A 13703-nucleotide genomic window follows, 5' to 3' on the forward strand; every position below is an offset into this window, starting at 1 on the left:
TCATTAAAGGATTTTACACGCTCGTTAAAAGCTGTGATCTGCCGCGCTTTTTCTTGTTCCATCTTTTGCTGATCCGCTTCCCTTTTAAGCTCCGCTTGGTGCTGCTGTTCAGCTTGGCGCTGCTGATCCGCTTTCCTTTTAAGCTCCGCTTGGTGCTGCTGTTCAGCCTGTTTTTTAAGCTCTGATTGCTCATGCTCTTTGATTAATCGAGCATGTAATAGATTAGTTCTCTGTTGCCAGTCGTTGAGCTTATCAGCGTTTAGCTGTGTTGTTTTTGTGGTCGTGATCTCGTTGTGTAGATCATCGTCTTGCTCAATAACTGCTTCTTGTTTATCAAGTAACTTTTGACGCTGTGAGTACAGAGGTTCTAAGCGTTGATAGCTCTTATTAGAAGTCGTTATTTGCTGCTTGAGTGTCTTTAAATCCTGGTCGGTTTGGTCTTTATAGCTCGTGATTGACAGCACTAGATCATCAAGCTTCTGCTGCGTCTTGTCGTTGATTTCATGAGCTTTGACAAGCTTTAGCTGTTCATGCTCATGCTCTAGTTTTTTGAGTGCGTCAACGTCATAATCTGCAAGCTGTTTGTATTTGTTGAATGTATCTATATTGTTTGTGACACTAATATCAACTAACTTGTCAAAAACACTCTCCCATATATCCTCATGTATCTCTTTTTCAATGACTGAATGATTGATTTTCTCAAGCACCTTTTCAGCTTTATTTAGCATTGCGTCAAACGGTTTCTGTATTTCTCTAAGCTCTTTATCGACTTTTAAAAGATTATTATGAACAGGTGCTATTTCTTTAATAATCTTTAAGTTTTTTTGTGTTTGTTTATCTATATGATCTAAGTGTTTTTTCAGCTCGTCAATGCTTTGCGTTGTCTGCTTCGTTTCATCTTTTCTAAACTGATCTAGTAGCTTAACCGCTTGCTTAATTGCTTCTATCTCATCTATCGTTTTGATAGAGGAAATACGGCTAGTGACAAGCTTAATATCTGCGCCCCATTCCTGACCCAAATGCTTAAATCTGTCAGGTGACTTTTCATAAGTATTCTTTAGAATTATTGTTTGCTCTGCTTGCTTAGACAGTATCTGCTCAATGCTTTTTATTGTTGATAACAAGCCGCTACGCTGCGCCTTTTTTTTGTCCTCTATACTGGTAGCTAAACTCATAAAGCTATCTAATACACTAGCATTATCAAGCTCTTTATTTGGCGACTTAAAACCGATCTTATTTAAATCAATACTGGCGTATGGTTTACGCTTCTTATATCCTACGGTGTAGTCTTTCTTATCGCTCGTAATAACTTGAGTATTTATTTCTAAATCAATGCGCCCATGATCGTTATAATCAATCTCAATATCGTTCTGCTTAATGTACTTATTAAGGTCGTTTATAGTCTCGTTGTACTCATTGATAACCGACTTTTCACCCTTTAGTAAATCTCTATAAAGTGACTTACCCAGCTTCATTTTTGGCAACTGATTTATACCTTGCTCACGGTATGATTTTTCAGTAATTTTAAGATCATCAGGTAGTCTTTTATTAGCCATTTCCGCCCACAAGCTGCGCTGATATTTAAGCTCATCGCCTCGCCCATTTAACCCTTTTCTTAGTCGTTCTCCAGTTGACCATAAACCCCAATTTTTTCGCTTAGATAATGAATAACTATCATCAGGGTTTTGTATAATCTCACGACTAGATAAAAGAATATGGGCATGGTGATTGTCTTTAGTTATTTCTAAAATCTGACCATCTTTTTTTTGTATATGGGTATGCGGTCTATGAATATTAACATCGACTAAAATATTGTAACGATCCGCTAACTCTTGGCTGTATTCCTCAACTAATTCTATTCGCTGATCTGCGCTTAATCCTCTCGGAAACATAACATCAATTTCAACACCTAATTGTGCCTTTGCTGATTTTTCTATTAGCTCAATTTCATTCCAAAACTGCTCTCTTTCTACCTCTATTTTATTGGCTACTTTCGGTACAATAAGGGCGGAATAAGCAACATTTTTCTCAATATCTTTAGTTGTTTTAACACCATACTCATCTATCAAATCAATACTTTTAGCTATTGTTTTTGCGGTATAATCATGTATCTTATTAGTCTTTTTATCCTCTAATTTAGATCCAGAATTATAAGCAGATTTAGCAATTACGCTACCTCCATTACCTTTAGTAACTGGTTTTACGCTAACGTGGAAACCTTGCTTATTCATTTATTTATGCTCCGCTGTTTTTGGCTTTTGGCTGTTACCCCGTAGGGCGAGCTTTAGGCGTTTCTGATAAAAAATAGTACCCCTTGCGGGTCTTTTTATCAGAAACTCCTAAGTTCGCTCTTACCAGAGGGGGAAATGCAACTACGCCCACAAAAAGATGTGGTCTTGTGCATTTAAAAATTGCTAAGTTAATGATTATTATGATATATTATTTTTATTATTATAACATCGAAAAAAGGAATAAAAAATGTCACTAATTGAAGATAGTTTACTGATTGAGAAACTAGAAGCAGTCAAACAGGCTCAAAATGCTTTGAATGAAGAAAAGAGCAATTATTATGTTGTGCTTGGAGAATGGCTTGAAAACGCCTTGCAAGGTGACAATCAACAGCTTAAAGATTATTTTATAAATGAGTCAGAAAATACTAAATACTTAAAGCGTAAAAATGATCGCTCTATCGCTAAGAAAATTGCTGATAAACTATCTGCTATGAACAAATCACAGAGTAGTAATCACGTACAAACTATTATAAAAAATGACGGTCAACACAATGCTGATCTCGATCTAAATTAAACAAAAAAACCTCTTATATGGCGGTCAGTGCTTCATGAATTCTTATTGATGCTATGGTATCAGATTTAGCCCTATGATCGCCACAATCCACACCTACACTCTCGCAAGTATCAGATAGTCTTATATAGTACCGTCTATTAAGCTTATCCATTGCTAAACTCATTAAAAAATTAGTAGATTTAGCTTGTAACTTAAAGTCTTTACTCGATGAACTATTAATTTTCTCAATATCGAAACCAGCATTAAATATATAGATCACAATCTTTAATAAATTTATTTATCTGACTCTCTATTTCTGAAACTTTTGGCATATCATCAAGCTCAAAATGACGTATATTATTAACTTTATACGCACCATTACTTAGGTTATTTATAATTATCTATATTTTAAAAAGACGACAAGAAAACCGATAAGCATATCTTATCGGTTTTCTCGTAATTACACCTTCCCACCCACGCCTTTAAACTTCTCAACGAATGCCGCAATTTTCTGCAAAACACTTTGCTTCTTGGTTAAGTATTGCGGATTGAGTGGACTCAGTTTAGGTAAGATAGCATTCAGCTCCGTACCGTTCTCACTGGCGTACTCACGCTTTAGAGAAGCGGTGATATAACGCTTAGCGGCATCTTCGTTAAGGTTTTCAGCGGCAATCATTTCTTTGACTTCACGTTGCTGCTCCACTTGAGCATAGCTAAAGAATGCGTCAATGATGCTAGATTTATCAGGGATGGTATCCAAGTTGGTTTGATTGATAAAATCAACCACTAGGCTCTCTTTGGCACGGTTACCAAGACTTGCCCGAATCAAACGACGCACTTCTTCAACCAAGGCAGACTTGTCCTTGGTATTTTTATTATGCTCAAAAATTAACTCAAGGATATAATCAAGATTGATCTCTTGTGATTTAAGCAAATCTATCTCAAACACCACATCATCCCAATCAATGGAAGACTCTCCCTGCTGGTCAGCTGCGTTTTCACGACGAAGCCAATCGCGTATGTCGTTATAGGTTGAGCGATAATCTTGTACTTCCCGTTCAGCAGGCACTTTAATGGCTTTCATAGCAACTAGCTCATCGTCGTTTAGGTAATGCTCATCCTTAAACGTCTCAACAGCGTCAGCATCGGTCACATCCAAGTTTTGCAGTGCTTTTAGGCTTGCAAACTCATCATAGTTTTGTAAGATGTTCTCGACACGCAAATACTCCCCGAATAACTTGGCAAAGTCTTTCTTGTCAGACTCTTTCACAATCTCATCAGGATTAGGGAAGCGTTGTTGCAGCTCTTTGACCACTTCCAAATAACCACGGCGCGCTTTACCTGTGGCGATATCGGTAAAGCCTTCTAAATATTCTTTATAGCTCTTCTCTAGCACTACGTTTTTGGTGTTTCTATCACCGAACAAAGTGATGGCATCAATAGTCGCTTTCTCTAGGTCTCGAAAGGTCACGATGTTGCCAAAGGTCTTGGTGGCATCATAGATACGGTTGGTACGTGAGAACGCTTGCATTAAGCCGTGATAGCGTAGGTTCTTATCCACGAATAAGGTGTTCAAGGTAGGGGCATCAAAACCTGTTAAGAACATACCAACGACAACCAGTAAGTCCACTTCCTGCTTGATGACACGCTCAGCAAGGTCGCGGTAGTAGTTCTGGAAGGATTTGCTGTCTACGCCATAATTGGTTTTAAACATCGCGTTATAGTCGCCAATAGCACTGCTTAAAAACTCTTTGGCACTGCTGTTCATGGCAGTAGGTTCAAAGCCTTCATCAGGGATGTCTCCCAAGGCATCTTGTTCTTCATTAGCAGCAAAAGAGAAGATGGTGGCGATCTTTAACGGTTTGTCGCTGTCCTTTTGCAAGTGGTTCAAAGTTTCATAGTAAGCCTTAGCAGCGTCTACACTACTGACAGCAAACATCGCGTTAAAGCCTTTACCACCAGACTTTAGACGATGGGTTTTTTGCCGATAGTGCGTTAACACATACTGTGAGATCTCATTGATACGATCAGGGTGCAATAACAGCTGTTTGTTCTCTGCTGCGGTAAGCTTCGTCTCATCCTGCTCGCTTTCAATACCGCTAAACTGGGGTCGTACATCGTTGTAATCGACTTTAAACTTCAATACCTTTTCATCACGAATGGCATCAGTGATGACGTAGGAATGCAGCTCATGACCGAACACTCCGGCAGTAGTCTCAGCACCTAATGCATTCTCTACAAAGATGGGTGTTCCGGTAAAGCCAAACTGGTAGAACTTTTTAAACTTCTTCTTCAGGTTCTTCTGCGCTTCACCAAACTGGCTACGATGTGCTTCATCAAAGATAAACACAACCTGTTTACCGTAGATGGGCAAATCGCTGTCACCTTTGATTAGGTTATTCAGTTTTTGAATGGTGGTAACAACGATTTTATTATCGTCTTTTTCAAGGTTTCGTTTAAGTCCTGCGGTACTGTCTGAGCCGTTGACGCTATCAGGGGAGAAGCGTTGATACTCTTTCATGGTTTGGTAATCAAGATCCTTACGGTCTACCACAAAAAATACTTTATCAATGAAAGGTAGCTCAGTGGCCAAACGTGCCGCTTTAAAGCTAGTTAAGGTCTTCCCTGAGCCTGTGGTATGCCAAATAAAGCCACCACTCTCAAGGCTGCTCCAGTTCTTGCCTTGGTAGGCACTGTTTATCTTCCACAAAATGCGCTCAGTAGCCGCTATCTGGTAGGGGCGCATAACCAATGAGGTGTCACTCACATCAAAGACGGTGTAATGCATCAGTACATTGAGTAGTGTGTTTTTTTGAAAGAAGGTGGCGGTAAAGTCTTTTAGATCTTTGATTAAGGTGTTATCTGATCTCGCCCAGTTCATGGTGAAATCAAAGCTGTTTCTATTGCGCTTAGTGGTGTTGGCAAAGTAGCGGGTGTCTGTACCGTTTGAGATCACAAACAGCTGTATGTATTTATATAGGGAGTTATCAGAGTTAAAGCTCTCTTTGCTATAACGATGCACTTGGTTAAAGGCTTCACGAATGGCAATACCACGCTTTTTCAGCTCAATTTGCACCAGTGGCAGCCCATTGACCAACACCGTGACATCATAACGGTTCGCCTGTGTGCCTGTTTGGGCAAACTGTTTGATCACCTGTACTTTATTGCGTGGGATATTTTTCTTATCGAGTAGCGCGATGTTTTGCAGCCGTCCATCGTCAAACGTAAAGTCATGAATATGATCATCATGAATTTTACGCGCTTTATCGGTGCTGTTATCGCTCGGATTATCGAGATATTCCATCACAAAACGTTGCCACTCATCGTCGGTGAATTGCACGTCATTTAAGGCTTGCAGCTGCACACGGACGTTAGCTAACATGGTTTTAGGAGAGTTTAAACCAGCGACAAACTCATAGCCTTGGTTTTGTAGGTCTTTGAGCAACTCACGCTCTAAATCGTCTTCGGTTTGATAGCCTCCATCAGGCTGATCACATTTGGTATATTTATTGAGGACGATAAAATTGTTCGATTCAGTAATGGTTTTGGTATGTTCAGTCATGGTCTGCTACCTCAGCCTTAGGAAAGCTCAATAACAGCTCACGATAATACTCATATTGCTGTTGACGCAGTTCAATCTCACGCGGCAAGCCTTCGATGAGGGAGGTGGTTAAAGCGTCGAATTTATCGAGGATAGCAACGATACGTTTTTGTTCAGGTAGGGATGGAATAGGAATTTTATATTCCATTATTCTAGCTTTATCCCCTCGTGGCATTTTTGCACCTTTCGCGTGCTGCATATTGTAATTAAAGAAATTATCATCAGCTAAAATTTGGTATAAATATCGAGGGTGTACTGCTTCATCAGTTCGATGAACAACCAATACATCCCCATTTGTGCCACCAATACAATCAGCCTGCCATATCTTCTTTAAATAAGGGCGAATATTACCAATCAAAATATCGTTATCTTGATATTTAGTTGAGTTACCTTGAGTTGGAACATGACTTGATTCCTCTTTACCTGCTTTATCCTGTAAAAGATTATTCACACCTACATAGTTTTCTTCGTTCAGAAGTTCATAGCTAATACGTGTTTTTGAATACTCTGCTACTTCTCCCAATAATTTCCATTCGACTTTGCTTTCCGCGAAAGTTAATAATTGCTCACGATAATAGGTATATTGCTGCTTACGTGCGGTAAGTTCTGAGGTAAGTTCTGAGGTAAGCTCTAAAGTAAGCTTTGTAAACGTGTTTAGAATGCGTACAATTTCAACTTGGACGTTCAAAGGAACAATAGGTATTTTAACGTCTAATATTTGATTTTTACGTAGGTTTGTTTGGGTAACTCCATTGTCATGCTTTATTAATTGCGGTGTACGATTTAAATAAGAATATAAGAATATAGGCAACAACAACTCATTATTTTTCACACTAATTCTGCCAATACGCTGATTTAATGTGTACTTATCACTATCTTCAACAAAAAATGTTTTTGCAAGTGCTTTACCATTTGGTAAGTCGCTCATCACAATCAAAATATCATCAGCAAAAAGCGGACAAATTTGTTCATCTGAGTACTTTACAACCTCGCCATCTGTAGATATAAATTTAGAATTGACAACAATATACTCACCATCTTCTACTATATGCTTTTCATGTCCTTTTCCATTGTTAAAATTAGCTACTTCATCTAATGTTCTCCATTTAATTTCAACACCGTCAAGCAGCTTATTTATATAACTTAAATCATTCATGCCTCAATCTCCGCAACGATTTTATCGATATCAGTGCGCAGCTGATTAATCTTAGCAACGGTAGTTTTTAGCTCAACATTCAGAGTCGTAATATCAATTACCTCACGCGTGTCTTCCGCTTCCACGTAGGCGCTAACTGACAGATTGTAGTCATTGGTGGCAATCGTGCTGTTATCGACGCTCACGGCTAAATATTCCGCATCTGTTTTACTATCAAACAGCGCCATCAGTTGAGCAATATGGTCATCGGTAAGGACGTTAGTATTGGTTTCCGCCTTAAATAATTTACTTGCATCAATAAACTGAGTCTTGCTATCCGTTTTATGCTTGGACAGCACTAGGATAGTAACGGATATGGTTGTACCAAAGAATAAATTGGGCGCAAGTGAAATAACAGTTTCTACATAATTATTGTCAATTAAATATTCACGAATTTTCTTTTCAGCACCGCCACGATAAAAGATACCAGGGAAGCAAACAATCGCTGCTCGTCCCTTACTAGATAAGTAATTCAAAGCATGGAGCACAAAAGCAAAGTCGGCTTTAGATTTGGGCGCGAGTACCCCAGCTGGCGCAAAACGCTCATCGTTAATCAGAGTGGGATCGTCGCTACCAATCCATTTCACCGAATATGGTGGATTAGAAACGATGGCATCAAAGGGTTTGTCATCACCAAAATGCGGATTTAACAACGTATTGCCCAGCACGATATTGAACTTGTCGTAATTGATGTTGTGCAAAAACATATTCATACGGGCAAGGTTATACGTGGTGTGATTGATTTCCTGACCAAAAAAGCCGTCTTCGATGATGTGGTTATCAAAATGCTTTTTTGCTTGTAATAATAGCGAGCCTGACCCTGCGGCTGGGTCATAAATCTTATTAACCGTTTCCTGCTTGTGCATGGCAATTTGCGCAATCAGCTTAGAAACGCTTTGCGGGGTAAAGAACTCGCCCCCTGATTTCCCAGCGTTGGCGGCATAGTTCGAGATCAGATACTCATAGGCATCACCAAATAAATCAATTTGATTGTCAGAGAATTGGTCTAACTTGAGACCTGCTACGCCTTTAAGCACTGCTGATAAACGCGTATTCTTATCGGCAACCGTATTACCTAAGCGGTTACTAGTGGTGTCAAAATCAGCAAACAAGCCTTTGATGTCAGGCTCGGATGGGTAGCCATTGGCTGAGCCTTCAATCGCCTTGAATATGGCTGCTAAGTCTGTATTAAGGTTTTCGTTTCTGTGAGCGCTTTTAGCGATCGTGGCAAACAGTTGGCTTGGGTAAATAAAATAGCCCTTAGTTTTAATCGCATCGTCTTTAATATCATCAGTAATCACACTATCAGGAAGTGCAGCGTAATTGACGCTCTCATCACCTGCTTCAATATAACTGGCAAAATTCTCACTGATAAAGCGATAAAACAGCGTACCGAGTACATACTGCTTAAAGTCCCAGCCATCGACTGAACCACGAACCTCATTTGCAATTTGCCATATTTGGCGATGGAGTTCGGCGCGTTGTTGGGTACTTGTCATGATAAAAATCCTATAAAATAATAGTGAGGCCTAGAAGTGCCTCACATTTTGTATAATTTCGATTTGTAATCAATTATCTAAGACTAATATTGATATACTTACCATCACTGTCTGTTTTTAGGTGCATTATACGGTGTTTAACTGCACATCGATTTTTTAACCGCCCTGACTATATTAGAAGCAAATTTATTGGAGGGAGCCATATCTGACAGAACTAAGCTCTTATATTTTAAGATCTCGATTGATAGCATCAACACCCTTTACGGTTGTCTTGATGCGCTTGTCATTCTCTAAACTGTTAGCGATACGCTCAAGCTAATAACAGGCTTTTATTAAGCTTAATTTTAGGCTTTTGGGGGCGCTCTTGATCGCCTTGTCTTTGTATTGCTATGCTCATTTTGCACACTTATTTTTGAGTAGTTGTTTTTCTAGCAGTTGATGTCTTTTGCTCTTGGCTAATACTGTCTGCCAATTCTGCTTCGGTTTGCTGTGCTAATTCAAAGACATTAACGTCACTAGATAGCTGCTTGTTTTGCTCTTTTAGTGTTGCAATCTCGCTTACAAAATTATCATGCTTAGATTTAATACTCTCAAGCTCTGCACGTAGCTGCTTATCGCTCTTTTCATAGCCCTTGATCTCACCGCTCAAGGTCGCGATCTGTGTCAGCTGCTCGTTACTTTTAACTTGTAGATCATCAAACTGCGTCGATGACTTTTCAAGCTCTGCTTTTTGCTTATCGACTTGTTCTGTTAATGTCGATTTTTCAGCGTTGGCTTTCGTCAAGTCAGTCGTTAGCTGTTGATTGCTAGCTTTGAGTGTAGCGTTATCACTATCTAAGCTCTCAACATCACGTTTTAGAGACTTATTTTCGTTAGTCGTTGACTCAATTTTTACCAATAAATCAGCATTAGCTTTTTCAAGTTCAAGCTTGTCAGTTTTGAGCTGTTCATTCTCTGCGTCTGTCGTCTGAATATAGCTCTCTAGCTCTATCACTTCTAAATTTAGACCTTTGACTGTTTCGTCATGTGCGTGACGCTCTAAATTTAGCGTCTCGTTCGCTTTTTCTTGCGCTTGACCTGTGACATTAACAAGTAGATCAATGACCATAGTTTCAAGCTCACCTAAAACCGATTTTTTTAGCTCCTCATCAACGGTAAACTCAGCTGCTTTTTTCTCGCTTGGCTCTCCAATCGCGGCTTTGTTGACTTGCCAAGACTTCAATGCAGGTTTGATCGAATTGTACGAGTAACCGCCAGCGCCCCTTATCGCTTCATACGTAGGTTTAATGTTCTGCTCAACAAGCGCGTTGATAGTGTCATGAATATTTTTTTCTAACTCTTTAGATATTGTCATTGTCTGTAAGCCTTGATTTATTTGATGTTTAAATACTTTATTGATATTAAGTATAACATGATAGGATAGGATAGCAAGAAATAATATAATAGTATTATATTATCATAATATCCTATCATATTACTATTATATCATTATTATTATCGACCAAAAAAAACACGCTCTTAAATAGGCGTGTACGGCGTTGAAGTATCCAAAGTAAGGGAACATAGCAGAGCAGCTCAGAAAGGCGCTGACGGGCAGATTTAGGGCATATAGCGATACTTTATATAAGCGTGGCAACTATAGAAAATGAGTAAGCATCGAAAGAGCTATAGCAACATTAGGCTCTCTATAAAATAGCCTAAGCAGACAAACAAGCTAATGCGGTAAGCAAGATGAGGGATTGCGACTCAGTGAAGCTGATTTATGAGACGATATATAATTTTTGCAAGCACAACACGGCGAGTTAAACATCGCGACAAGCATAAGCATACTTTAAGAAACCCTGGGCGCTTCTCGCTACGCTCAAAACCCCTGCGGGAGACCTACGGTCTTTATCTGATAGCTTGTGCATCACTTTTTCGCTCTGTAACCCTCATGGTTGTAACGTTTCTTGGTCAAAAAGTGTGTCAAAAAAGGTGCTGTTTTGAGAGCGTGCCAAAATCCGCTTTTCTTCTGCTTCTTTTGCTTTTTTGCACCATCGATTTACTGTTGTTCGATCGACTTTGACTTGTCGCGCAGCTTCTGCTTTTGATATACCATCGGCAACTAGAGCCAGTGCCTTTTTTCTGTTCCGTGTGTTATTTTTTTTCTGCTTTGCGCCTGTCACCTTACCGCCTTTTTTCCCTATTTTCGCTTTCTCTTTACTTAATTTTTTGCTGATATGTTTTGATTTGCCGGTGTATTTCTCCCAAACCCAGTCAGCAATGCTTCTAGCGATATTTTGGACTTCGTTGTGTGGCAACAAATCATTAGAAAATAGCTCTGCGTTTACAGCGTGGCAGCGCGATAATACGAAGCTGTATAACTGGTCGCAGTTTTTGCACTTCTGTTTGTATGAGTACGCGTCAAATCGCACTGTATGAAACGTGTCGTTATTACGACCAAGCCCTAAGTAGTCGTCAGGCTTTTGATTGCTGTAGTTTGTTGATAGGTCGAAGTTTTTTGATAGCTGATCGAGGCTGTAAGGCGCAACTGAATTATAGAAAATCGTTTGATTTATGGGATTAAAAGGGTTGCGTGATATGTGATGAGTGTATGCGCTATCTGCATTAAGCTCTATCGTCATTGCTCTGCGTATTGAGTGCAGCCAAAATACAATTTTTTGATTGCATTTATCGCTGACACTAACTGGTGTTTCGAGTTCAAAGAAATACTGACAATGACCGTTTAGATCATTTTTTATGATGATTTGGGGCGGCGGCAAACCCGCTTCATACCAGTTTAAGAAGCAATTATGTCCGTATTCTTTTGGTGAGTTCGGGTGCATTTCATCAACGTCAAAAACGATATAGCGCACTAATTTAGCAGAATTGAATTGTATTAATTTGCCGCATTTAAGCGCGTGTTGCTTTTCGATTGGGTCAGTTAAGCCTTTGCCTTTTTCGAGGCTTACACGAAGCCATGCGGGCATATTGTTATAGAAACGATTGAGAGTTGGAATTTTGAGAACGTCATTACTAGATAATGACGGATTTTGGACGGTCGCATATTGTGTGCTCATTGGTTGTAAAACTTGTATTTTGAGCTAACACCAATTACAATATAGCTTGGTTAGTCGCTTTATCATAGTCAGTCTGTAGCTGATTTAAAGCAAAGTTAAGTCATGTTCCCCAACATTTCTTAACCATGAAATTTGTATGCAAAGCCCACGTTTCGAGCGTGGGTTTTTTGCATTTAATTAGTGTACACTTTTATTCTGTTTCGTTCAATGCCTTATAAACTCAGGCTTTCAATGTTATTTTTAATATCATACCTACACCACATCTAATTGATTTTAAAAATCACAAAGCTATATTGCGCTTAGTTTTCTTTACTATCGAGCCACGCTATAAAACCCCAAACTAGCCCGAAAAGCACACACAAAGCGACTGCTGATATAAACATCTGAAACCATAAGTCGTACACATAAACAATCGAAAGCATCAAACATAAAGCAATAAAACCTGCTGTCATAGTGGTCATAGTCGCCGGTGATTGTGACATAAAGACAGCACTTCTTTTGATGCTAGTTAGCGTTGTTCTCATGTCACGAGCTGTTACATCAGTTGAATTTTTAACGCCCTTTAGGGCAGTTGTATGCGCTTCTGCGACTTGCTTTAGTTTCTCTAAATCATCGTTATATCTAGTGTTAGCGTCTGCGCTTGCGGTATTCAGTTTCTCGATGCTCTCAAGCAATGTCTTATGTATTTTCGTCATGTTGCTTTCAAGCTTGTCATTGATAGCAGTAACTTGATTGTTATGATCGCTAATAGATAGCTTTTTATGCTCAACCAATCGCTCAATTTCATCATTGATTTTGCTTTGAATGAACGGCTCGATATTAGCAATAACACGCGCTATCTGATCGCTATACTCATTCTTTACGTCTGTCTTAATAAGTAGCTCAACGCCTTGCTTTAAATGAATTAAAGCCTGACGCTCCGCGCTTATTATAAAGCGCTGGTTAGACTCTGCGCCCTCATTTAGCTTAGTGATAACGTTGCTTAAATCACTGATTTTATCGTCAATATTATAAAGACTGTTATCAAGTCTTTTATCTATCGTCTCGCTTGCCGTATCGCCTAAATTTTGCAGCACTGGAATGACGGCTTTTAGTGCTGTGACGATCTTTTCAATATCGTCGTGTAGTTGCTGATCGCTCATGTTGTTGTCCTTAATTAAAATGGTCGCGGTGATGAATAGCTGTCTCTATCAAGGCTTTGTTGTGTGGTCTTTTTTAGCTGCTTCATCTGCGGCTGTAGCGCCGTGATCGTCTCATTACCCGATTGATGCTCAAGCACTTCGTTAAACTTAGCGTTTAGCTGCTCAATGACCTCGATTTTTTGCTTGTTATCAGGCAGTTTATCTAGCTGATTAATGAAGCTTTCAGTATCATTTTTAGCCGTTACTTCAAACCTCTTAGTTAGTGTGTCGCTCATGTTCTGCTGTATATTTGTTAGACTATCAACATGATTAAAACCGTCTAGCATCATTGCCGTTATTGCCAATTTTTCAGCACTTTCTATAAGCGCGTTGGGCGCATCAATCGCTTTAAAATCAATATCTTTTATGTCATTTACAACACGA

At 39.3% G+C, this 13703-nt stretch carries 9 protein-coding genes; 1 reads left to right on the top strand and 8 read right to left on the bottom strand.

All coding sequences use genetic code 11. The features are described from left to right. A partial coding sequence (locus ACT3RN_RS10565; protein ID WP_444518613.1) for a MobA/MobL family protein occupies positions 1–2231 on the bottom strand: 2231 nt, incomplete at its 3' end. 247 nt (positions 2232–2478) lie between these two features. Here ACT3RN_RS10565 and ACT3RN_RS10570 point away from each other — a divergent pair. Further along, positions 2479–2805, top strand: a complete 327-nt coding sequence (locus tag ACT3RN_RS10570) for a hypothetical protein (protein WP_444518614.1) — start codon at positions 2479–2481, stop codon at positions 2803–2805. 439 nt (positions 2806–3244) lie between these two features. On the opposite strand, the gene ACT3RN_RS10575 is transcribed toward ACT3RN_RS10570, so the two are convergent. From ACT3RN_RS10575 to ACT3RN_RS10605, 7 genes are all read right to left on the bottom strand, one after another. Then, positions 3245–6346 carry a type I restriction endonuclease subunit R gene (locus ACT3RN_RS10575; protein WP_444518615.1) on the bottom strand — a complete coding sequence of 1034 codons (3102 nt, stop codon included), beginning with the start codon at positions 6344–6346 and terminating at the stop codon, positions 3245–3247. Then, positions 6339–7541: a restriction endonuclease subunit S gene (locus ACT3RN_RS10580; RefSeq protein ID WP_444518616.1), complete on the bottom strand. Its 1203-nt coding sequence runs from the start codon at positions 7539–7541 to the stop codon at positions 6339–6341. Before ACT3RN_RS10580 ends, ACT3RN_RS10575 begins: the two co-directional genes overlap by 8 nt. Then, entirely contained in the window at positions 7538–9079 is a 1542-nt protein-coding gene (locus ACT3RN_RS10585) for a type I restriction-modification system subunit M (RefSeq protein ID WP_444518617.1), read from the bottom strand. Before ACT3RN_RS10585 ends, ACT3RN_RS10580 begins: the two co-directional genes overlap by 4 nt. Positions 9080–9485: 406 nt before the next feature. Next, positions 9486–10433, bottom strand: a complete 948-nt coding sequence (locus ACT3RN_RS10590; RefSeq protein WP_444518618.1) for a DNA-binding protein — start codon at positions 10431–10433, stop codon at positions 9486–9488. A gap of 577 nt (positions 10434–11010) precedes the next feature. Next, positions 11011–12138 carry a replication initiation protein gene (locus ACT3RN_RS10595; protein WP_444518619.1) on the bottom strand — a complete coding sequence of 376 codons (1128 nt, stop codon included), beginning with the start codon at positions 12136–12138 and terminating at the stop codon, positions 11011–11013. Positions 12139–12437: 299 nt separating this feature from the next. Further along, positions 12438–13280: a hypothetical protein gene (locus ACT3RN_RS10600; RefSeq protein WP_444518620.1), complete on the bottom strand. Its 843-nt coding sequence runs from the start codon at positions 13278–13280 to the stop codon at positions 12438–12440. A gap of 14 nt (positions 13281–13294) precedes the next feature. Continuing rightward, positions 13295–13703: hypothetical protein (locus ACT3RN_RS10605; RefSeq protein ID WP_444518621.1), on the bottom strand; the 409-nt coding region annotated here is incomplete at its 5' end.

Source organism: Psychrobacter sp. AOP5-GZ1-6 (assembly GCF_052376345.1).
Lineage (GTDB): Bacteria > Pseudomonadota > Gammaproteobacteria > Pseudomonadales > Moraxellaceae > Psychrobacter.

Excerpts from the sequence above, each read along its gene's own strand:
- ACT3RN_RS10600 (WP_444518620.1), bottom strand. The coding sequence starts at position 13,280 with ATGAGCGATCAGCAACTACACGACGATATTGAAAAGATCGTCACAGCA.
- ACT3RN_RS10590 (WP_444518618.1), bottom strand. The coding sequence starts at position 10,433 with ATGACAATATCTAAAGAGTTAGAAAAAAATATTCATGACACTATCAAC.
- ACT3RN_RS10575 (WP_444518615.1), bottom strand. The coding sequence starts at position 6,346 with ATGACTGAACATACCAAAACCATTACTGAATCGAACAATTTTATCGTC.
- ACT3RN_RS10595 (WP_444518619.1), bottom strand. The coding sequence starts at position 12,138 with ATGAGCACACAATATGCGACCGTCCAAAATCCGTCATTATCTAGTAAT.
- ACT3RN_RS10585 (WP_444518617.1), bottom strand. The coding sequence starts at position 9,079 with ATGACAAGTACCCAACAACGCGCCGAACTCCATCGCCAAATATGGCAA.
- ACT3RN_RS10570 (WP_444518614.1), top strand. The coding sequence starts at position 2,479 with ATGTCACTAATTGAAGATAGTTTACTGATTGAGAAACTAGAAGCAGTC.
- ACT3RN_RS10580 (WP_444518616.1), bottom strand. The coding sequence starts at position 7,541 with ATGAATGATTTAAGTTATATAAATAAGCTGCTTGACGGTGTTGAAATT.